Genomic DNA, 20659 nt, shown 5'->3' on the forward strand with positions numbered 1-20659 from the left:
ACCGCGCGAACATGCGCAATCCGCGTGGCCGCTCCCAAAATAAACCGGGAGCTGGGAAATGCATAAGACAAGAGGGGGCATGGTTCGGACGTTCGGGGCGCAGACGGATGCACGACCCGTCACCCAACCAGAGCCGGCCCTTCTTCGGCACTTTCAGCCCCTCCCGTCGCCATATCCGCTCGACCGTTGCCCGGCAGGCGATTTGCAACGCAAATCTGCCGAGAGGGGCGTTTCACGTTCCCGGCCCAGCCAGCGTTCCGCAGCAGGGCCGCGATCCGGCGATAGCCGTAGCGCCCATACTGGCTAGCGAGCGCGATGATGTCCGCGGTCAGCGCATCCTCGTCGGGACGGCCCCGCGGCGCCTTCTGCTGTGTCGAACGATGCTGCCCGAGCACGCGGCAAGCGAAGCGCTCCGAGACGGAGAACGTCTGACGGACGTGATCGATGCAGGCACGGCGGCGGGCGGGGCTCAGAAGTTTTGCTGACGCAGACCTTCGGTTTCCGAGGCAGCCTCTCTCAGGATCAGTTTCTCAAGCGTGAGATCGGAGACCGCCTTCCGCAGCCGCTCGTTCTCTTTCTCAAGCTCCTTGAGGCGCTTCACCTGGTCGATCTTCAGCCCACCGAACTCCTTGCGCCAGCGGTAACAGGCGAACTGCGTCACCCCGATCAAGCGCACCGCCTCCGCCACCGCCACCGATCTGCCCTGCGATACCAGCACGTCAACCTACTGAGACTTCGTAACGATTTCCTCCGGCTTATGCCTCTTCTGTCCCATTCCTTCGTCCTCCATCCGGCTCGAAAGCCTACTTCAGGGAGGACCACTTTTCAGGGGGCAGACCAGTGGCCGCGGAAGCTCTCCTCGACAATACGGACCTTCTCCGCGTCGGAGCGATCCCGTCGCCGACCGGTCTCGTCCGCAGAGAGGACCTCGAAGTCCGAAATGACCTTAAAGTATCCGTCAAAATCAAGTGGGTTTTAGGACCCATTCGCGATCTGCCTTGAGAAGGGCATTTGCGAGTTCGAGAAGCTTTCTCATGACGGCGGTGATGGCGACCTTGGCAGGTTTTCCGGCTGATCGCATGGCTTGATACTTGGCCCGCATGTCCGGGTTGAAGCGGATGTCGACGACGGCGGGCATGTAGAGGGCGTCACGCAACGGCTTGCGTCCGCCCTGTATGAAGGCATGCCCCTGCCATCGTCCGGATTGGCGAGCCATGGGCGCGAGGCCTGCGAGGCTGGCGGCTTGCTTGCGGCCGAGCGTGCCGATTTCGGGGCATTCGATCAGAAGGGCAGCCGCGGTGACGGGACCGATGCCTGGAATGGAGCGCAGGACGGGCACGGCGCGCGCGCAGGCGGATCTCGATCTCGGCCTGGGTGGCGGCGATCTGGCGCTCGGCCTGCGCGAGCCGCGCGCGGGTCTGGCGCCTGGTCAGGGCGAGGGTCTGCGTCTTCAGCCGGTTGAGCAGCCGCGTGCGATCGCGCACCAGTGCGCAGCGCTCAACCTGCAACTCCTTGAGATCGTGCTGGCCGGCAGGGGCGGGGCGGTCGGGCTCCAAGGCGAAGGCCGCGCCCATTGCGGCGAGCATGCGCGCGTCCACCAGGTCGGTCTTCGCAGGCACGCCACGGGCCTGCGCGAAACGGCGGGCCTGCAACGGGTTCACCTTGCACAGCGGCAGATGGCCCGTGCAGGCGCATTCGAAGGCCGCGTGGTAGGGGCCGGTCGACGCATAGACGACCCGTGCGGGCGGCGCGGCGCGCAGCCAGGTCCGAAGCGCCCGGAAGCCTCGTGCGTCGTTGGAGAAGCTTCGGCCGCCCCCGTCGCTCAGGCGCACGGCGTCGAGCCGGTCTTTGGAGATGTCGATCCCGATGCTATCGTCAGTCATCTTCGCTGTCCTCTGCTTGTCATGCAGGGCTCTCGCCGCTGCGTATCCATTCAGGCCCAAGGCGAAGACGGTGGCCGATCACACTCTAAAACGGTCCTTCTGCGACCAAGCCACTACCGATCCGACCACCACCGGTGGCGACCAGCTCCAACTCGTCGCCACCGACCCATTCCTCGCAGACGAGCCGCGAAACGCATAAGACAAGCATGCCATAGGGCATGATCTACGACTGGTGCCTCAGTCTCGGCCAGACGGCCCTCGGCGAAGGGATACCCCGGATCAGCCGCTCTGGCGCAATCGACGGGCGACCGTCGGCGGCGTAAAGCCCGTCGAGCTCGGCGTCGAGGCTGGCCAGCGCGCCGTTCACCACCTGCCGGATCGTCCGCAGCGGATGCCGCGCCGGGATACGCTCCTCCAGATCGACGTAGCTGAACAGCGACCTCGTCCATCCCGCGCATCGCCCCACCCCGCCGCCATCCTGCTGAGGATGAATCATGTTCTTCTAACCGCGTCGAGATCGGGGTTCTTCAGCAGCCTGTTAAATATCAATAGCAAAGGAAAGGTTTTACGTTTTACGATTTATAAGTTTATTCCTTTCATTCCACCACCGAACGCCTGTGCTTTCGCATCTGATCTTACAAATGGCCCGGTACGAAGAATAGTCCAAGATGACAATTTCCAGCTTTGTTTTTTCATCGACATCGATATATACCACTGTTGCTGCGGCAATCATCTGCTCATTGACGATTACTGCGGTTCTGGTCTTGGCAACGCGCGCGGATGCTCTTTCACAGCATCGACGCAAGCCATGGATTGTGGCTAGCGCAGTACTGGCCGGAATCGGCTTCTCACTATCTCATCTCGTTGCGCTTCCTGGCTTGCTACCTAACTCGGTTTCGGAGCTCGATCCGACACAAAGCTTGTTTGCGGTCTTCCTTGGCATTTTAATAGTTGGAGGATTTTTAGGGATCGCTATCGCGACCGATAAGCGTCGCATCAGAGCGGCAGCTGCTGCGACCAGTGGCCTCGGTGTCGGGGTAATGCATCTTGCGGCGATAAACGCACTTCAGAATTTCGTCGTATCGGTGAACTGGTTGTCGATGGCGAGCGGCATGGCGTTTAGTGCGATGGCTTTTGCCTGGGTGCTTACGCTTGCGCCCGAGAAGCGGTGGCAGGTCCGATCGGGTCTTTTACTCGCTCTGGGAGTCTACGCGCCGTACATTGCCACATTTGGATCGGCGACCTTGGTTCAAGTTTCGAGTGAGGGCGCCACGATCACTGCAACGGGGTCTTTGATTGGATATACAGTGCTTGGCACCCTGGCATGCTGCGGGATAGCCATTCTCATCGCAAGGGAAAATGCAAAAATCCAAACGTATGTCCAATCGACGAAATCAGCTCAGGCGCAGCAGTATCGGGAACTTTCCGCTGCGCTTCACCACATGTCGAACGGGCTTGTCCTGATTGGACCAGATTTCTCAATTGGTCTGCACAACGACCGGGTCTGCGAGTTGCTGCATCTCGAGCCCGGTGACATAGCGATCGGAATGCCACTGGACACCTTTCTAGCGAACGTTGGGCAGCGGCTTGGTTGGGACGATGCCCGAGTGAAGCGCGTCGTCGACAATCATCATATGTGGATGTCGCAGGAAGAAGAGATGCGGCTCGAGCATCATTACGAGGACGGAACGTTCCTGCGCATCTGTTGGCGTCCCATGCCCGACGGCGGAGCCATCCTGACCTATGACGATGTCTCCGAAGAACGCGCCGCCCAAGCCGAGATGACGCATCTTGCCTATCACGACGCACTGACCGGTCTGCCGAACCGACGCAGTTTCTGCGAGGCTGTCGATCGCTTGCTTGCCACAACACCGCAGGTCGGTGTGCTGATGCTTGATCTCGATCGGTTCAAGGCCGTGAATGATACGCTCGGGCATGCGGTCGGGGATGCCCTTCTCGTGCAGTCCGCGGCACGGCTTCGCGAAACGTGTCGGGAAAGCGACCTCATCTTTCGGCTCGGCGGGGACGAACTGGCAATCCTGCTGCAGCCGAAGAAGCGCGACGATGGTGAGGGACTTGGCCAGCGCATCGTCGCTGCATTCAGCGCACCGTTCATGGTGGAAGGACATACGATCAATATCGGCTGCAGCGCAGGTTACGCTGTCTCAGGCAAGGACGAAAACAGTGGTGTCTTGATGCAAAAGGCCGATCTCGCCCTGTACTGCGCCAAGACACAGGGGCGGAACTGTGCGGTGCGCTACGAGACGGGCATGATGGAGAAGGCCATCGAGCGTCAGCGTATCGAGGCCGATCTGATCAGGGGCCTCGCGAACGGGGAGTTCGAGCTGCATTATCAGCCCCTTTACCTGTTGCCTGACCAGAAGCTGGTTGGGTTCGAGGCCCTGATCCGATGGAATCACCCGGAGCGCGGTCGCGTAGCGCCAGTCGACTTTGTTCCGCTGGCCGAGGAGAACGGAATGATTACGGAGATCGGGTCCTGGGTGTTGAACGAAGCGTGCCGCCAGGCCGCGCTCTGGCCCGGACACTTGCACGTGGCCGTCAATATCTCACCGGTGCAGATGCGAAGTCCCGGACTGGTGACAGAGGTTCTGCAGGCGCTTCGGACCCATGGGGTCGAGCCACGCAGGCTCGAACTTGAACTGACCGAGACGGCGATGGTCGAGGACGGCCAACAGATTGCGCAGACATTGCAGACGCTGCGGGAGATCGGTGTCCGGATCGCGATGGATGACTTTGGGACGGGCTATTCCTCGCTTGCGCATCTGCGCGACTTCAAGCTTGACCGGATAAAGATCGACCGCAGCTTCATCGACATCGAGGATGACGCCATTGGTGCGTTGGCGGTGGTACGTGCTGTAATGTCCATAGCCCACGACCTTTCGATCCAGACGACGGCGGAGGGCGTGGAAACCGATGAACAGCTCACGCGGCTGATTGCCCTTGGCTGTAATACCGCACAAGGCTACTTTCTCGGAAAGCCGATGGATTCTGCGGCTGCCACGGCGACCGTACACGAGTGGTCCGAAACAAATGTCGTGCCCATGCTTCGCTCGTCTGGCAGCATGAACCGGTCCGGGCTTAAGGAAGCCTGATCGGGAACTGGCGGTTATTCAGCTGGATCGTACGCTAATTTATCTCAGCGGTTCTCGGATAATGCCATAAGAACCTCGCAGCCATTTTTGCGCAAGCCTGCTCTCGTTATGTTTTATCCTTAGGTTTAATTTTCGATCCATAATCCTTAATCCGAGAGCTATGGTTGGAAATGGACGGGGCGGTAGAAAGTCGATTCATTCCACGGTCTGGCTCGCCTACACTCGAGCATGTTCACATTGCACAATAGGCGGACCGGGGATCTATTCGATCGCTGGTCGGAATTGGGTGAGAAGCGGCGGCTGCTTTTGGACCGATCCTGGGCCGGTGTTTTTCGAACGCATCTTCTGGACGAATTTCCGGCGGACGCGTTGATGCCTCATCTGGACGCGCGGATGGGGCGGCCGTCGAAAGAGCTCCATGTCGTCATCGGGGGTCTGCTTTTGCAGCAGCTGCACGACCTTACCGACACGGCCGCGGTCGAAGCTCTCGCCTTCAACATGGCCTGGCACTATGCCCTGGACGTTCGCAGCGAAGCGGACTGCTACTTCTGCGAGAAGACGCTGCGCAACTATCGCCGCCTGTTCATCGCGCAGGGGCTCGACGAGATGTTGTTCCGGCGTATGAGCGATCGGCTCGTGAGCGCATTCTCGGTCGACACCTCACGCCAGCGGATGAATTCCACCGGTCTCGACCTCGCTGGCGACCGCGAAGCTGCAGGCGCGCTCCGATCTCTCCAAATGCAAGGCCTGCCCGGACATGGAGCGGTGCCCGATGCAAGCCGCGAAACACGAAGGCCCGCTTGCCCGGTTCCAGTACACGCCGGCCCGAGCGCAGGCCCAGAAACGACGCCTCTATTAACGCGGCGATGCGTTCCGCGAAATCTATCGAGTCTGCTCTGAACAACATCTAGCGTTCTGATTTCACGCTACGAACCGACGTTCGCGCTGTGCTGGTTTCGCAGGGTTTGGTATTCTTGAGCCCGGAACCCTGCGATTTCGGAGGCCCGATGAAGCCCAAACCTCGCGCGCCCGACCAAGACGACCTGCTTCGCCCCCGGCTCACCGATCTGATCGACATGCGCCACGAGCTGGTGCGGCTCGAGGCGCTGATCGACTGGGATTTCTTCGAGGTCGAATGGGCGGGGTTCTTTCCGTCGCATACGGGCCGGCCCGCGACCTCGCCGCGGCTGGTGGCGGGGCTGCTCTACCTTCAGCACGCCTACGCGCTCTCCGACGAGGCAATTGTCGCGCGATGGTCGGAGAACCCCTACTGGCAGCACTTCTGTGGCGAGGTGTTCTTTCAGCATCGCCCACCGATCGATCCGTCATCGCTGACCCGCTGGCGGGGCCGCATCGGAGAGGAGGGTGTCGAGTGGCTGCTGACGCAGACCATCGAGGCCGGTCGGCGTGCCGGCGTGATCGACACGCGCAGCACGCGCGACGTGATCGTCGATACCACCGTGATGGAGAAGGCGATCGCGCATCCGACCGACACCCGGCTCTACGAGCGCGCTCGCTTGCGCCTCGTGGGCTTGGCGCGCGAGGCGGGGATCGAGCTGCGCCAGAGCTATGCCCGCCTTGGCCCCCGCCTGGCCCGGCAGGTCGGCCGCTACGCTCATGCCCGGCAATTCAAGCGGATGAGGAAGGGGCTGCGCACCCTCAAGGGCTACACCGGCCGCGTGATGCGCGACGTCGCCCGCAGGCTGCACACCGTTACCGACGACGCCCTGCGTGCCCGGATCGAAGGACAGCTCGCCCTCGTCGCCCGCTTGCTGCGCCAGAAGCCCCGCGACAAGCGCAAGCTCTACGCGCTGCACGAGCCGGACGTGGACTGCATCTCGAAGGGCAAGGCGCACAAGCGCTACGAGTTCGGCTGCAAGGTCTCAGTCGCCACGACCCATCGCGAGGGCTTCGTCGTCGGCACGCGTTCGATGCCCGGCAATCCTTACGACGGCCACACGCTGCACGAGGCCGTCGAACAGGTCGAGATCCTCGCCGACGCCCGCCCCCGGCGCGTCTTCGTCGACCGCGGCTACCGCGGTCACGGCATCGAGCCCGTCACCAGCACCACCGTCTACATCTCAGGCCAGCGCCGCGGCATGACCCGCGCGCTCCGACGGGCCCTGCGCCGACGGTCGGCCATCGAGCCAACCATCGGCCACATGAAGACGGACGGCCGCCTGTCGCGCTCGCTCCTCAAGGGTACCATCGGCGATGCGCTCCACGCCGTGCTTTGCGGGGCAGGCCATAACATCCGCCTGATCCTCGCCCACCTCCGGGCTCTTCTGGCCGAAATCCTCGCCACGCTGCTCCGCCTCATGGGCGACGCAACCCCGATTCTCACCCCCCCAAACCGTCAGATCGCGCACCCAGCGTGATGTTCAGGACGGACTATCGATGGCGGGCCGGGATCGAGGCGACGATGGCGCGGCTGAAACATCAGATGAAACTCGCAAGCCTGCGCATTCGGGGAACGCCCGCCATGCGCTACGCGGTGAACATGCGCGCCCTGGGCCTGAACATCCGAAGATGCGCCGCAATCGGGACATGAGACAGAATCCGGGCTGTTCACCGGGGAAAGCCATGACGCGAAAGCCCGCCACTCCGAAAGAGCGGGCCATAAACTCAACCAGGTCAGCGCTCAGGAAGCCACTTTTTACCGCTCCGTCAAATTCAGGCATAGCTCTTAACCCTCAGGTGGTCGCCTGCTGCCCACCGAAACGCATGACCAAGGCGGCAATCTCGGTTAGCTCGACCTCCCGCTCGACCCCGCCCATTTTCCGGGCTTCCGCCGGCATGCCGTAGACCACGCAGCTCGCTTCGTTCTGGCCGACGGTGCGGGCGCCGGTGTCGCGCATTTCCTTGAGGCCGCGCGCGCCGTCATCGCCCATCCCGGTCATGATCACCCCGACCGCATTGGCGCCGGCCACGCGCGCGACCGAACGGAACAGGACGTCGACCGAAGGACGGTGCCGATTGACCAGCGGCCCGTCCTTGATCTCGACGCGGTAGTTTGCGCCGCTGCGGATCAGCATCATGTGCCGCGCGCCCGGCGCAATGAGAGCCTGGCCCGGCAGCACGCTATCGCCGGACTGCGCCTCCTTGACGGTGATCTGGCACAGATCGTCGAGCCGCTTGGCAAAGCCCTTGGTGAAGGCTTCGGGCATGTGCTGGACGATCACGATCGGCGGTGCGTCACGGCGGAACGATTGCAGCACCACGCGCAGCGCCTCGGTGCCGCCGGTGGAGGCGCCGATCGCAACGACCTTGTGCGTGGTCTGTGCCATGGCGGTGCGGCCCGCCGGCGCGAGCATCACATCGGCCGACAGCTTGGCCTGCGGGGCCACCGCGTCGCGCCGTGCCAGGCGGGCATGGGCTGCGGCAAGAACGGCATCCTGAAGGCGGATTGTCGACTCCTCCAGGAACTTGCGCGTCGAGAGGTTCGGCTTCTGGATCAGGTCGACGGCGCCTGCTTCGAGCGCGGCGAGATAGGTCTTGCTGCCGTCTCCCACCAGCGTTGAGCATATCACGACCGGAACCGGACGCTGCGCCATCAGGCGGCGCAGGAAGGTAATGCCGTCCATGCGCGGCATTTCCACGTCGAGGACGATCACGTCCGGCCATTCGCGTCTGAGCCGCTCGGCGGCCTGGAACGGATCGTTGGCGGTCGCCATCACTTCGAGCTGCGGATGGGCGGAAATGATCTCGCTGATGGTCTGCCGCACGACCGCGCTGTCATCCACGATCAGCACGCGTTTCTTCGGGAACCTGGTCATGGGGCGATCTTGCGGTAGATCGAGGGCCGAACCAGCTCCAGCCCGTCGCGGCGGGCATGCGAGGCTTCGGTATGTCCGGTCATCAGGAAACCGCCGGTCCGAAGGCGACGATAAACGGCGTCGATCACCCGGCCGCGGATCTCCGCGTCGAAATAGATCAGCACGTTGCGCAGGAAGACGACATCGGCGGCAATGCCGTCGAGCCCTTCGCCGGTGAGCAGGTTGGCCGTACGCCAACTCGACTGTTCCCGAAGCTCGGGCACGATCCGGTGGACGTCGTTGGCCGTCTTCGACGACAGCAGGAACCGCGGGCGCAGGGCGGGCGGGATCCCGTCCGTCTCGGCCCGCGAATAGACCGCCTGCCGCGCATGGCCCACGACCGGGCGCGAGATATCGGTGCCGATGAGCCGCGGATTGATGGTCCGCATCCCGCGGTCGCGGGCCTGATGCGCGACCATCAGTGCGGAATACCCCTCCTGTCCGGTGGAACAGGCTGCGCTCCAGATCACCAGGTCGCGGCCCTTCAGCCGGCCGCTCCCGTCCAGCTCGGGCAGCCCCTCGGCGAGAAGCCAGTCGTACTGGGCCTTCTCCCGGAAGAAGCTGGTGGTATGCGTCGTGAGCGCCTCGCCGAAGGCCACGCGCTCGGTCGCGTCATTGGTCAACAGCCGGCAATAATCGGCATAGCTCGTCAGCCCGCGCGCGGCGAGGCGCCGACCGAGCCGTCCCATCAGGAAATCCGTCTTCGACTCGCTGAGGGTAATACCGGTCACGGCGCGCGCCAAGGCGACGAGTTGTCTGATGTCATCTGGTCGAAGCGACGGCTGGAGTCCGATTTGTATCATGCGTTGCGGGATCCTGGACCGCCGGCGGCGCGGCGCGAGAAAGGAAAGGAACGCCTGCCGGACGGACCGGCAGACAACTCAGAACAGGCCGGCGGCCTCGTCCGGTTCGAGCTCGTCGGCGGCATCGCCGAAGATTCGATCGAGACGGATCAGGACGACGAGCTCCGATCCGCGGCGGCTGAGGCCTTGCAGGATGCTGCTGTTCCAGTGGCCGACCCCGGTGCTGGGGCAGGGTTGGATCTCGGCCACTGGGATCCGATCGACGTTGCGCACCCGGTCGGCGAGGATACCGAGCGGCTTGCGCCGGTCGCCGGTCGCGATCTCGACAACGACGATCCGCGCGTCCGGGCCGCTCTCGATCGAGGGGATACCAAGGCGCGATTTCAGGTCGAGGACCGGGATGCTGGCGTCGCGGACGTCGACGACGCCCTGGACGTCCGCCGGCGCATTGGGCAACCGTGTGATTCTCCGCATGTCGAGGATTTCCTGCACATGGCGGACCTCCACCCCGAGCGTCTGCTCGCCGACATCGAAGGTGAGGTAGGTGGAGAAGACATCCTCCTCCACCTCCGTGCCCGGATTGTACTGCTTGTCGGGGGCCACGATCAGCCCGCGTAGCGCTGGAAGTCGGCGTCGGAGACATCCTCGGCCGAAAGATCGAGATCGAACGCCTCGATGGTCTTCGCGATTTTCTCGGTCTTGGCCGGCTTGGCGTTCGACGCCACGACCCTGGGCTTGGCCGGGGCTACGGAAGGCTTGCCGGCATCGTCGAGTTCGAAATACGAGATCACGCCGTTGAGCTGCTGGGACTGGGCTGCCAGCTCCTGGCTTGTCGCCGCCGATTCCTCCGCGGCGCTTGCGTTCTGCTGGATCACCTTGTCGAGCTCGCGGATCGCCTGGTTGATCTGCTCCGCGCCCACGTTCTGCTCGCGCGTCGAGGCGGAGATCTCCTGCACCAGATCGGCGGTGCGCTGGATGTTCGGCACCAGCATCTCGAGCATCCGACCGGCCTCGCCGGAGACGTCGAGTGTCTCGGCCGACAGGCCGCTGATCTCGGCCGCGGCCTGCTGGGAGCGCTCGGCGAGCTTGCGCACTTCGGAGGCCACCACCGCGAAGCCCTTGCCGTGGGTGCCGGCACGGGCGGCTTCCACCGCGGCGTTGAGCGCCAGAAGATCGGTCTGACGGGCGATCTCCTGAATGATGTTGATCTTGTCGGCGATCGTCTTCATCGCGCGCACGGCCTTGGCCACCGCCTCGCCCGAGGCCTTGGCGTCGTCGGCGGACTGGTTGGCGATCTTCTCGGTCTGACCGGCATTGTCCGCATTCTGGCGGATATTGGCCGTCATCTCCTCGATCGAGGCAGAGGCCTCCTGTGCCGCGCTGGCCTGCTGGTTGGAGCCGGCCGACAGCTGCTCGGCGGTAGTCGACATGTTGCCCGCCCCCTCGGCCACGTAGGTCGCGGACGTGGACGCATTGGCAATCACCTCGCGCAGCTTGACCACCATGTCACGCAGGGCAATGCCCAGACGGTCGTCCTCGGAGCGCGGCGTCACCTCGGCCCGCAGGTTGCCCTTGGCGATGCTTTCCGCAGCCCGGCTCATGCCCTTGAGATCGCCGACCATGCCGTCCATCTCGTTGAGCAGGGTGCCGATCTCGTCGCGGCTCTTGGTCTTGGCGTCGACCTCGAGATTGCCGCGGGCGACCTCCTTGGCCACCGCCACGGCGCGGGCGAGGCCGCGGCCGATCGAGGTGGAGAGCCAGAAGGCGGCGGTGATGCCGATCGCGGCGGCGGCGATGCCGATGCCGACGAGAAGCGCGCGCGTGCTGTCGTAGAGAGCGTTGGTCGAGGCTTCGGCTTCGGCCATCACGATTCCGGCGCGCTCGACCATGGCGTCCGCGGCGGCAAGCACATCGTCGAAGGCAGGTTCGACCCGCTCGCCCAGGATTGCATTGGCAGCCTGATCGCTGGCCCGCGAGACCAGCGGCACGAATTCGCCGATCGCATCGTTGAAGACCTGCCAATCGGTCGCAATCGCATCGAGCGGCTCGCGGTCGTCGCGCGGCACACGGGAATAGGCTTCTTCCAGCCGGCTCTCGAACCCTGCGGCAGATGCGGCGATGGCGGCGGCGTTGGCGGCGCGCGCTTCGGCAGTCCGCTCGACCAGCATGTCGATCTGCGCGGCGTTCATGGCGCGCAGATCATTCATACCGGCATCGAGAGCCGCCTCGATCGCCACGAGGTCGGGGTTGGGGTCGGCCTGACTTGCCAGCAGGTTGCGCGTCGGCTCGATCACCGCATCGAGGCTGGTCATCAGGGCCGCGAAGGCGGGTTTGACACGCTCGAGGCTCAGCCGGTTTGCCGATGCGGTCGACTTCTCGACGCCGATTTCGCGCATCTCATCCTCGGCGGCGACGAACTCCGCCCATTGCTCGCCGAACTGCGCAAAAAGCGCGCTCGACGTCTCGCCCATCGGCAGAGCACCGAGCTTCGCCTGCGTCTCGGCCACCTTGGCAAGCCGAATATCGACGCCCTCGGCGAAGGCCTGAACCGCCTCGGGCCTTTCCGCGCCGAGATAGCCGCGGATCTGGGTCATCGCCTCAGAGGCCCCGACCTGAAGGGTCAGGCTGAGCGCCCGTTGCGGCGCATATTGGCCGATGACCGTGTTTGCTTCATTATTGAGCGTGCTGGCGCCGCGGACGGCGAAGAAGCTCGACACGCCGAGCAGGGCGATCATCACCGCGAAGACGGCGATGAGTTTGGTCTTGATGGTCAGTCTCATGAGGGGTCTCTTTCTCAGATCTTCGAGTGAACGGGGGCGCTCGGCGCGAAGGTGGTCTCCACGTCGAGGACGATGACGAGCGCGCCGTTCTTCTTGGCGACGCCGCGGATGAGATGGACGGGCCAGCGCACGCCCAGTTCGGGCACCGGCTCGATCTCGGCCATCGGCGTGTCGGTGATGTCGTCGACGTCGTCGGCGAGCATCGCGACCTTGGTGGTCTCGCCCGCGATCATGAGGTCGAGCACGAGGACGCGGCTGGTCTCCGCGATCACGGCCGGGGGCATCCCGAGCCGCTGGCGGAGGTCGACAAGCGGGGCGATCGCACCCCGCACGTTGACCAGGCCCGACGCAAACGGATCGGCGCAGGGCGCGCGGGTCACCGGCAGCGGATCGATGATCTCGTTCACATGCGCCACCGGAATGGCGAAGGTCTCGCCGTCGAGCGAGAAGGTCAGGGCCATCTCGCCGGTGTCGATGTCGCCGCGGATGTCAGCCATGTTCCGAACCTCGCTCATGCCGCAACCCGCTGTGCGCCCTGGGCGCGCTTGACGATCGCGGCCGCGTCAAGGATCAGCGCGACCGATCCGTCGCCGAGGATCGTCGATCCGGCCAGTCCCTCGATGCCGCGGTGATAGAGGCTGAGCGGCTTGATGACCGTCTGGTGCTGACCGATCACCTCGTCGACGATGAGACCCGTTCGGCGTCCGTCGACGCTGGTGATGACCACGCGCCGCTCTTCGGACTCGGCGCGCTCGAACCCGAAGAGCGTATCGAGGCTGAGGAACGGCACCAGCTCGTCGCGGATGCGCAGGATCGAGCGGCCGCTGGCCCGCACGTCGTCGGCGCGCGGCAGCTCGACGCATTCCTCCACGGAGGAGAGGGGCAGGACGAACGGTCCGCCGGCGACCTTGACGAGCAAGCCGTCGATGATGGCCAGCGTCAGCGGCAGGCGCAGGGTCACCTCGGTGCCGGCGCCCTTTTGCGACCGCACTTCGACGCTGCCGCGCAGATCCTCGATCACCCGGCGCACGGCGTCCATTCCGACCCCCCGACCCGAAACGCTCGAAAGCGTCTTGGCGGTGGAGAAGCCGGGCTTGAAGATGAGGCCGAAAAGCTGTTCCTCTGAGATCTCGACATCTGCGGCGATCAGGCCGCGTTCGATTCCGCGCTGGCGGATCGCGTCGGGGTCGAGGCCGGCCCCGTCGTCGCTGATCGAGATCAGGACCTCGCCGCCCGATTGCCGCGCGTGCAGCATCACGCGGGCCTGCTCGGGCTTGCCGGCGGCGGCGCGCGCCGCGGACAGCTCGACGCCGTGATCGATGGAGTTGCGGATGATGTGAACGAGCGGTTCGGTCAGGCTGTCGATGACGTTCTTGTCGACCTCCGTTTCCCCGCCACGGGTTTCGAGCGTCACGCTCTTGCCGAGCTCGGTCGAGAGGTCGCGCACGACCCGGCGGAACTTGGTGAAGACCGGCTCGATCGGCAGCATCCGGATCGACAGGATGGCGTCGCGCAGACCCGTGACCAGGCGCTCGATCTCCTCGGCCGCACCGGCCAGCGCCGTATCACCCATCTCGATGGAAATGCGGTTGAGGCGGGCCTGGGCGATGACGAGTTCGCCCAGCTGGTCCATCAGTTCGTCGAGGCGATGCGACTGGACGCGGACAGAATCCGGCTTCGGCATAACGACCTTGCCGTCGTCGCCCTTCTCGGACGTTTTCACGGCGGCCGGCACGGGCACATCTTCGCCCCCGGTATCTTCCTCGGCGACCAGTTCGATGTCGATCTCGCAATCGCTGGCGAAGATGAAGACCTCGTCGATGGCGTCGCGGCCCTTCGTCGTCTCGAGCTCGATGGTCCACCACAGATAGCAGACTGACGGGTCAAGCTCGCGCAGCGACGGCACCTTGTCGTCGTGGCAGGTCACCACCGCCTTGCCCAGTTCGGCAAGTTCTTCGATGAGCAGATCGAGCCGCGTGCCGTTGCGCAGCGCCAGCGCTTCGGGGACGAGCCGGATGACATAGCGCTCGCGCGTCTCGGTCCGGCAGGGTGCGGCGTCGGCGGCGAGGGCCGGACCGCTCGCTGCGAGCTTCTCGATCTTGCCGACGAGTGCGGCCGAGGCCGGGTCGTCTTCGGCTCCCGGGCCCGCGGCGATCATCCGTTCGATATGGTCGCGCGAGGCGAGCGAAAGCTGGATCAGCTCCGGCGTGACCTCGGCCTTGCCCTCGCGAATGCGGTCGTAGGCGTTCTCGAAATGGTGGGTGAAGCGCGCCAGCGCCTCGAAGCCAAACATGGCCCCCGACCCCTTGAGCGTGTGCAATGCCCGGAACACCGCATCCACCGAGCGCGCGGAGCCGGGTTCGGCCTCGAGCTCGAGCAGGATCGCCTCGAGGCCCTCGAGAATGTCTTGCCCCTCCTGAACGAAGGAATCCGCCGGGCTGGTCATCCCGTTCACCCGATCAGCTTCGCGACGACCGAAACCAGTTTGGCCTCGTCGAACGGCTTCACGATCCAGCCGGTGGCGCCGGCGTCCTTGGCTTCCTTCATCTTCTCCTTCTGGGCTTCGGTGGTCAGCATCACGATCGGCAGCCCGTCATAGGCGCGATCCTCGCGCACCTTCCGGATCATCTCGATGCCGTTCATGTTCGGCATGTTCAGGTCGCAGACGACGAGAGCGACCTTGTTGGCTGCAAGCGTCGCGAGGCCCTCCACGCCGTCGCCCGCGCCGATCACGTCGTAGCCGCGGGGCTTCAACGTGAAACCGATCATGTCGCGGATGCTCTTGGAGTCGTCGACGCTCAGTATGGTCTTCGACATGGCTCAGTTCTCCTTGGACGCTTCGAATGCGGCCAGCGCCACAGCAGCCCTGGGGCCGAGCCGGAGGCGATCGGAGGGAAAGGCGCGTGCGGCGCTCGCCACGAGCTGGAGCGCGAGCGGCGTCGCCGTCCCCTCTGTGAGATCAAGGCGTGTTCCACGGCCCGATGCCTCGACCTCATCGAGCGCCGAGACGAGCAGCGCATGGGCTTCGGCGGCCTCGGCGACATCGAGATCGGCCGGGATCGAGAACGGCTTCTCCACATATGGGCTGTTGGCTGGCATGCTCGCTTCCTGAGAAATATGCGCCGCGAGCGATCCCATGAAATCGGGAAGAAATGGTAAATTCTGGACGGAAATTCGTCCATTGGTGGACTCTGGCGAAATGACCTCCCCGGCTGATACGAGATTGTTCGGGGATAGCTTTGATGGTGATAAAAAGGGCGAAGGAGGTGCTTCGATTTTTGTCGACAACTACAACAGAACCATGCGGCTCGATGGCGACAAGTGGCTGACGATCAGATCGGGTCCGGCAAAGGGCGCCTGCCGTTTCATCATTCATCGAACGCGATTAGAGGTACGAATCCCGGCTTCTAGGTTGCGACATCCCGCCCGGGCGGTTTTGCGATACCGGTGGGGTAGGAGCCGCCCCAAAGCTTGTTTCTCCCACATTCCCTTGCAGCGAGAGCCATTGTGATAATCGTCTCCGGCGTCATCCGTCTGACCGAGCTCCAACTCGCCACAAAGGATATGAGCGTACCCTGCCTAGAGGTGAAGCTGGCCGCATACGAACCCGAGGGCGCGGCCGGCTCCCTGATGACCCACACAATCCCGATCGACGAGGTCCGCCAGTTCAGCAGTCATCCCGGGATGCGGGAGGCGGCAGCCGAAGGGAACACGGAGATCGTCGAGAGCGCCCTGAGCAACTTCGCTACTCTGGGCTGCGTGCAGCTGCGGAAGGCCTATCGAGAGCTTGTGGCGAACACCCAGGCTATGGTCGGTCTTCTGGAGGGCCTCGGACATGACGTGACGGCTCGCGAGACCGTTCTTGTCGAGAGTCTGGAGGGAGACGACAACTTCCCTGTCTCGGTAGGTTCCGAGAACGACCTCGATGCGGTCGGCCCGGTCCTTTTCAATGCCGACATGATGGCCGGCTGGTTCGAGCGGGAAATCGCGAAGATCCGCCCGTAATTGTCTCGTTCCATAAATCCTGTCCGTACTCGTCCTGGAGCGACTGGCGGGCCTGAAGCCGTTCGATATGTAGCCACCCTGACTGCCGCAGCTTTCTCGAACGTCAGAAATTCTACACGGAATCGTTGTCTGGTATGGGCGCGACGCGACTGCTGAAGCCCGTACCGCGGATGACAAACCCTTCGATTGTCAGCTGGCGAAGCGCATCCCGCACCGGGGCGCGACTCATCCCAAGGTCGTTGCACAATCGTTCTTCGCTCAGCCGTTCGCTTTCGACCAGAACGCCGGCCACGATGTCTGCACGGATCGCGGCATACGCCCGTTCTCGGTGCATGAATCTTGACGAACTTCCCAAACCGACCGGCCTTTAGCGACCTTTTCCAACGCACCTCTATTGCAGAAATCTCTTTGAACCTTATCGGAAATTTCCCTCGAAGTCACGGTACCTCGTGCAAGGTTGTGGACCCTTATCCTGGGTCCGCTCATTCGGTACTGGCTGAAAACACATTGTCGGCGATCCCGATGAGGTCGAGCAGCGGAAAGACGCAGGTCTCCGCCGCGCCCACCTTGTCGATGGCATCGACAAAACGCCAGTATCGACCATAGGCGGAGCCGCCGCGGGTGTCTGCCTCGCGCGTCGAATGCTCTGTGATGCGAACATGCTTGATGGCTTTGAAGGCGTCGACGATGAAGCCGACATCGCCATCCTTCGTGGCAACGATCACGAGTTTCTCCGTCGTGGTCCGAACGGTCGCGGAACCGAACCGCGAGGGCAGGTCGATCACGGAAATGGTCTGGCCGCGGTGATGCGCATATCCGTCGATGGTGCTCTCTGCCTGATCCAGGACAATGGCGTCGCGCGGTAGCATCGCCAACTCACGGACATGTTCGAGCCTGACATGGAATATACCGCCGGCCTCGAGCTCGAGATAGCGATGGAACGGCCCCGACGCATGTTGCTGGCTGGCGTCTGCCTCGGCGCATCGATGCTGCTCGACGAGGGATCGGATGCCGGGGGTGGATAGGACGGCCGCGGCATCGATCATGATCTGTGGCCTTGTGCCGACAGAGGCAGAGGCAAGGCCGGCGACGCGGTGACGCATACTGCCCGTGCCGGGCAGTGCCGTAATGGCGTCGGAGCCGAGCTTGAGCAGCGCATGGATGGCATCGGCCGGTACGGCGAAGCGTAATCCCTCTGCCTGAAGCACGATGGCATGGCTCGGCGCTGCGGTCGGCGGGGGCGCACCGCAGCCGGGCAGGGGGCGGTCGATCAGGACGACGTCCTCGCCGCGGCTGACGATCGTGCCGAGAAAATTTCCGAGCGGCAGCGCCATGGCCGCGGGCTTGGGTCCGACGATGATCTCGGACACCTGGGCGACATCCACGCCGTAGGTGGCGCCGTCGCGGGTGAAGCTGAGATAGGAGCGAAGGTGGCCAGCCGCACGCGGCCGGGGGCCTCTGTTCGCGTGTCCCGACGTCGCGTCCGGTGCCTTGGCGAGAACGAAGCCGTCGATGCAGGCGAAGTCTTGTTCCTCGAGCACGATCACGGGCGGGCCGCTCTCGTCGAGGCGCGTCATGGCGAACGTCGACACATGCTGGCACGTCGACATCCTGACGACGGCGTCCCGCCGCAGCTCTCTGACGCCCTCGACCCGGTCGACGGCGAGCGCGATGCGCTGCGCGCCGGCGCGCAAGAGGACGACCGTTCCGTTTGTGGCGGAGCCGCTGCCGAGACCGAGGCACGGAGCCAGGTCGATCAAGGGGTAGATCGCATCGGCCTCCGCGATCGTGCCGAGCATGGCGCGCTCTCCCGGCAGGGCCGGTCCGAGCGTGGCCGGACTTGCGAGGGACTTCTCGACGAGTGCGGCCGGAACCGCGACGCGGATATCCGCGACGGAGAGGATGGCTGCGAGCCATGTGTCCTGGCCCATGCCACCGGCCCGAGCGACAGGCGCCACGTTCTCCGGCGCGTCGGTCATGCCGCGACGCTGATCTCGGGCGCGGTGCTCTTCGCGGCGCTCCCCGACTTCGACTCCTCAAGGAGCTCGTCGATCACGGACTCGAAAGCCACGGCCGCGTCCTTCTGGCGTTCCTGTGTCGAGCGTGCCCGTTCGATGGCCGCAACGGCGCCGGCAAGCCCGTCCGAAAGCTTCTCGAAGGCAACAAGGCTCTCGCGGGTGGTGTTGTTCCCGGCGCCGCTCTGCTCGTCGAGCTTGCGCATCAGCCGCCCGATCTCGTGGGTCGCCTCCTGGCAGCGCTCGGCGAGCTTGCGGACCTCGTCGGCAACGACCGAGAAGCCCACTCCGTGTTCGCCGGCGCGCGCCGCCTCGATGGCCGCGTTGAAGGCGAGCATGTTGGTCTGGTTGGCCAGGCTCTCGATGCGACCGATGACTTCGCCGATCTCGGCGCCGCTTGCATTGATCGACGCAAGCAGACCGCGCGCTTTTTCCAGGCGCTCGGAAAGCATGTTTCCTTCCGACCGCGATGTCTCGACATGATCGCTCGCCTGGCGGACGCCTTCGCCGAGGAGGTCGATCATGGCTTTCATGTCGCGAATCTTGCCAGACATGTCCGCAGCGCGCCGCTGTACGTGCTGTTCGAGCTCGACCTGGGCGGTGATGTCGGTGGCGAATTTGACGACGCTGACGATGCGGTCCTCATCGTCGAAAATGGGATTGTAGGTGGCCTGGATCCAGACGTTGCGTCCGTGCTTGCTGACCCGCTGGAAGCGTCCGGAATGAAAATTGCCGCTGGAGAGATGGTGCCAGAAGCCTGCATATTCGTCGGTCTTCACGTAGTGGGGATCGCAAAACATGCTGTGATGCCTGTCCTTGATCTCCATCAGCGTGTAGCCAAGCGTGCGCAGGAAGTTGTCATTGGCGCGGATGATCTTGCCGGTAACATCGAACTCGATGACCGCCTGCGCCCGCTCGATCGCTGTGACCTTGGCCTCGAAATCGAAGTTCTGCAGCCGCGTCCTGGTGATATCGGTCGCAAATTTCACGACGCCAATGGGATTGCCTTCAGCATCGAGGATCGGATTGTAGGTCGCCTGGATCCAGACTTCCTGTCCATCCTTGCCGAAGCGCTTGAATTCGCCGCTCTCGTACTCGCCCGCGGCCAGCCGCTGCCAGAAGCTGCGATACTCCGCACTGGCTGCGTAGCCGGGATCGCAGAACATACTGTGGTGTTCACCGAGGATCTCGGACGGTGCGTAGCCGAGTGCGGCGCAGAACTTCTGGTTGACGTTGCGCACATTGCCGGCGAGATCGAACTCGATGCAGGCTTGGCTGCGCTCGATGGCGCGCACCTTACCCTCGTGGGCGGCCTGGCGGGCCTTCTCCTCGGTGATGTCGGTGGCGAACTTGACGATCTTGAGGGGCTTTCCCTCCGGGCCAATGACAGGGTTGTACGAGGCCTGGATCCAGACGTCGTCGCCGTTCTTGTTGCGCCGCTTGAACTCGCCGGCAAGGAACTCGCCTCGGGCCAGGCCCTGCCACAGCTTGCGGTATTCGTGCGACTGCACGAAGGCTTCGGGGCAGAGCATCGCGTGATGCTGGCCGACGATCTCCTCGCGGTCGTATCCGACGACGGCGAGGAAGTTCTCGTTGGCATCGAGGATGGTACCGTCGAGGTCGAACTGGATCACCGCCTGAACGCGATCGAGCGCTGCCCAAAGCGTTTCGAGCTCGAGGGTCCGGAGAGACGTGTCGGGGCACGCCCGCTTTTGTGCGTCGGTGGTCGTCGCCGTCATGGAAGTCTCACGTCTTTAATGTCGGTATCCTTGTCAGCGGCGGGTCTAGGCAGGTCCGGGTAAAGAAATCTTCTATACAAGATCCGATCACGGATTGTTCCGGGGCACCGTCGTCGGTCTGATCAGCCGTAACGTTCGGAACCGGGCATTCTGCACTCAATACTCGATGGCCTTCGGGTTCACTGAGAGCCGTCAACACCATGTGCTGAGGCGAAACTGACATTACAGTCAGACGCGACCGGAGCCTGCCGGACGTTCACGCGCGTCAATGCGCAACACCATAATATACATAAACACTATTACATCCAACGCAATCAGGCTGCAGGCCAATTCTATTTTGGCTTGCGACATGTCTGCGATCCTTCTGACGGATAGGAGGAAACAGGCGTTGTTGCACGAAGCCTGTCCGGGATTCACATCGCGCCTCCAGCACCATAGCTGGACGGCATGTCCAGGCCTGCCCCGACCCGCTACCGCACCCTGAACTGGTCTATCTACAACGCGTC

General features: G+C 63.7%; 16 protein-coding genes and 3 pseudogenes. 5 read left to right on the forward strand and 14 right to left on the reverse strand.

All coding sequences use genetic code 11. The annotated features are described in order from the left end of the window. The 3 pseudogenes from Q1B08_RS19145 to Q1B08_RS19155 all read right to left on the reverse strand — a co-directional run. Positions 1–718: pseudogene (locus Q1B08_RS19145) on the reverse strand (IS3 family transposase); the annotation flags it as partial. A 246-nt stretch (positions 719–964) separates the two neighbouring features. Then, positions 965–1883 (reverse strand): annotated as a pseudogene (locus tag Q1B08_RS19150) (IS110 family transposase). A 274-nt stretch (positions 1884–2157) separates the two neighbouring features. Next, a pseudogene (locus Q1B08_RS19155) lies at positions 2158–2341 on the reverse strand (IS5/IS1182 family transposase); the annotation flags it as partial. 210 nt (positions 2342–2551) lie between these two features. On the opposite strand from Q1B08_RS19155, the gene Q1B08_RS19160 reads away from it, so the two are divergent. The 4 genes from Q1B08_RS19160 (at position 2552) to Q1B08_RS22130 (ending at position 7547) form a co-directional block, all read left to right on the forward strand. Next, positions 2552–4996: an EAL domain-containing protein gene (locus Q1B08_RS19160; RefSeq protein WP_299822349.1), complete on the forward strand. Its 2445-nt coding sequence runs from the start codon at positions 2552–2554 to the stop codon at positions 4994–4996. Between the two features lie 228 nt (positions 4997–5224). Further along, a complete protein-coding gene (locus Q1B08_RS19165) occupies positions 5225–5896 on the forward strand; it encodes a transposase (protein ID WP_299822352.1) in 672 nt (223 codons plus the stop codon). Positions 5897–6003: 107 nt separating this feature from the next. Next, positions 6004–7374 (forward strand): IS5 family transposase, encoded by a 1371-nt coding sequence (locus tag Q1B08_RS19170; protein ID WP_299822355.1) that lies wholly within the window; start codon positions 6004–6006, stop codon positions 7372–7374. Between the two features lie 44 nt (positions 7375–7418). Continuing rightward, entirely contained in the window at positions 7419–7547 is a 129-nt protein-coding gene (locus Q1B08_RS22130; RefSeq protein ID WP_366140063.1) for a hypothetical protein, read from the forward strand. A gap of 142 nt (positions 7548–7689) precedes the next feature. Here the strand turns inward: Q1B08_RS22130 and Q1B08_RS19175 are convergent, their stop codons facing one another. From Q1B08_RS19175 to Q1B08_RS19210, 8 genes are all read right to left on the reverse strand, one after another. Continuing rightward, positions 7690–8772, reverse strand: a complete 1083-nt coding sequence (locus tag Q1B08_RS19175) for a chemotaxis response regulator protein-glutamate methylesterase (RefSeq protein ID WP_299822358.1) — start codon at positions 8770–8772, stop codon at positions 7690–7692. After that, the gene (locus Q1B08_RS19180; RefSeq protein WP_299822361.1) at positions 8769–9614 is read right to left on the reverse strand and encodes a protein-glutamate O-methyltransferase CheR; all 846 of its coding nucleotides are present in this window, start codon (positions 9612–9614) and stop codon (positions 8769–8771) included. Before Q1B08_RS19180 ends, Q1B08_RS19175 begins: the two co-directional genes overlap by 4 nt. A 78-nt stretch (positions 9615–9692) precedes the next feature. Continuing rightward, on the reverse strand, positions 9693–10217 hold the full coding sequence (locus tag Q1B08_RS19185) for a chemotaxis protein CheW (RefSeq protein WP_299822364.1): 525 nt from the start codon (positions 10215–10217) through the stop codon (positions 9693–9695). A gap of 2 nt (positions 10218–10219) precedes the next feature. Continuing rightward, positions 10220–12394: a methyl-accepting chemotaxis protein gene (locus Q1B08_RS19190; RefSeq protein WP_299822367.1), complete on the reverse strand. Its 2175-nt coding sequence runs from the start codon at positions 12392–12394 to the stop codon at positions 10220–10222. A gap of 14 nt (positions 12395–12408) precedes the next feature. Next, on the reverse strand, positions 12409–12891 hold the full coding sequence (locus Q1B08_RS19195; protein ID WP_299822370.1) for a chemotaxis protein CheW: 483 nt from the start codon (positions 12889–12891) through the stop codon (positions 12409–12411). 14 nt (positions 12892–12905) lie between these two features. Beyond that, positions 12906–14840, reverse strand: coding sequence for a chemotaxis protein CheA (locus tag Q1B08_RS19200; RefSeq protein ID WP_299822372.1), 1935 nt, complete (start codon positions 14838–14840; stop codon positions 12906–12908). 5 nt (positions 14841–14845) lie between these two features. Beyond that, complete coding sequence (locus tag Q1B08_RS19205) at positions 14846–15211, reverse strand: response regulator (RefSeq protein WP_299822375.1); 366 nt, start codon at positions 15209–15211, stop codon at positions 14846–14848. A gap of 3 nt (positions 15212–15214) precedes the next feature. Next, a complete protein-coding gene (locus Q1B08_RS19210) occupies positions 15215–15493 on the reverse strand; it encodes a hypothetical protein (RefSeq protein ID WP_299822378.1) in 279 nt (92 codons plus the stop codon). 372 nt (positions 15494–15865) lie between these two features. On the opposite strand from Q1B08_RS19210, the gene Q1B08_RS19215 reads away from it, so the two are divergent. Beyond that, on the forward strand, positions 15866–16399 hold the full coding sequence (locus Q1B08_RS19215) for a hypothetical protein (RefSeq protein WP_299822381.1): 534 nt from the start codon (positions 15866–15868) through the stop codon (positions 16397–16399). Between the two features lie 112 nt (positions 16400–16511). Here the strand turns inward: Q1B08_RS19215 and Q1B08_RS22135 are convergent, their stop codons facing one another. The 3 genes from Q1B08_RS22135 to Q1B08_RS19225 all read right to left on the reverse strand — a co-directional run bounded on the left by Q1B08_RS22135 (position 16512) and on the right by Q1B08_RS19225 (position 20153). After that, positions 16512–16733, reverse strand: coding sequence for a GntR family transcriptional regulator (locus Q1B08_RS22135; RefSeq protein ID WP_366140064.1), 222 nt, complete (start codon positions 16731–16733; stop codon positions 16512–16514). A 148-nt stretch (positions 16734–16881) separates the two neighbouring features. Next, a complete protein-coding gene (locus Q1B08_RS19220) occupies positions 16882–18378 on the reverse strand; it encodes a chemotaxis protein CheW (protein WP_299822383.1) in 1497 nt (498 codons plus the stop codon). Next, a complete protein-coding gene (locus tag Q1B08_RS19225) occupies positions 18375–20153 on the reverse strand; it encodes a PAS domain-containing methyl-accepting chemotaxis protein (protein ID WP_299822386.1) in 1779 nt (592 codons plus the stop codon). Before Q1B08_RS19225 ends, Q1B08_RS19220 begins: the two co-directional genes overlap by 4 nt. Between the last annotated feature and the right edge of the window lie 506 nt (positions 20154–20659).

The sequence above is a fragment of the uncultured Jannaschia sp. genome, assembly GCF_947494025.1.
GTDB lineage: Bacteria > Pseudomonadota > Alphaproteobacteria > Rhodobacterales > Rhodobacteraceae > Jannaschia.

What these genes read in the sequence shown, in the direction of transcription:
- Q1B08_RS19175 (WP_299822358.1), bottom strand. Translation starts at nt 8,772, where the DNA reads ATGACCAGGTTCCCGAAGAAACGCGTGCTGATCGTGGATGACAGCGCG.
- Q1B08_RS19200 (WP_299822372.1), bottom strand. Translation starts at nt 14,840, where the DNA reads ATGACCAGCCCGGCGGATTCCTTCGTTCAGGAGGGGCAAGACATTCTC.
- Q1B08_RS19210 (WP_299822378.1), bottom strand. Translation starts at nt 15,493, where the DNA reads ATGCCAGCCAACAGCCCATATGTGGAGAAGCCGTTCTCGATCCCGGCC.
- Q1B08_RS19190 (WP_299822367.1), bottom strand. Translation starts at nt 12,394, where the DNA reads ATGAGACTGACCATCAAGACCAAACTCATCGCCGTCTTCGCGGTGATG.
- Q1B08_RS19225 (WP_299822386.1), bottom strand. Translation starts at nt 20,153, where the DNA reads ATGACGGCGACGACCACCGACGCACAAAAGCGGGCGTGCCCCGACACG.
- Q1B08_RS19180 (WP_299822361.1), bottom strand. Translation starts at nt 9,614, where the DNA reads ATGATACAAATCGGACTCCAGCCGTCGCTTCGACCAGATGACATCAGA.
- Q1B08_RS19170 (WP_299822355.1), top strand. Translation starts at nt 6,004, where the DNA reads ATGAAGCCCAAACCTCGCGCGCCCGACCAAGACGACCTGCTTCGCCCC.
- Q1B08_RS22130 (WP_366140063.1), top strand. Translation starts at nt 7,419, where the DNA reads ATGGCGCGGCTGAAACATCAGATGAAACTCGCAAGCCTGCGCATTCGG.
- Q1B08_RS19195 (WP_299822370.1), bottom strand. Translation starts at nt 12,891, where the DNA reads ATGGCTGACATCCGCGGCGACATCGACACCGGCGAGATGGCCCTGACC.
- Q1B08_RS22135 (WP_366140064.1), bottom strand. Translation starts at nt 16,733, where the DNA reads ATGCACCGAGAACGGGCGTATGCCGCGATCCGTGCAGACATCGTGGCC.
- Q1B08_RS19160 (WP_299822349.1), top strand. Translation starts at nt 2,552, where the DNA reads ATGACAATTTCCAGCTTTGTTTTTTCATCGACATCGATATATACCACT.
- Q1B08_RS19205 (WP_299822375.1), bottom strand. Translation starts at nt 15,211, where the DNA reads ATGTCGAAGACCATACTGAGCGTCGACGACTCCAAGAGCATCCGCGAC.
- Q1B08_RS19220 (WP_299822383.1), bottom strand. Translation starts at nt 18,378, where the DNA reads ATGACCGACGCGCCGGAGAACGTGGCGCCTGTCGCTCGGGCCGGTGGC.
- Q1B08_RS19165 (WP_299822352.1), top strand. Translation starts at nt 5,225, where the DNA reads ATGTTCACATTGCACAATAGGCGGACCGGGGATCTATTCGATCGCTGG.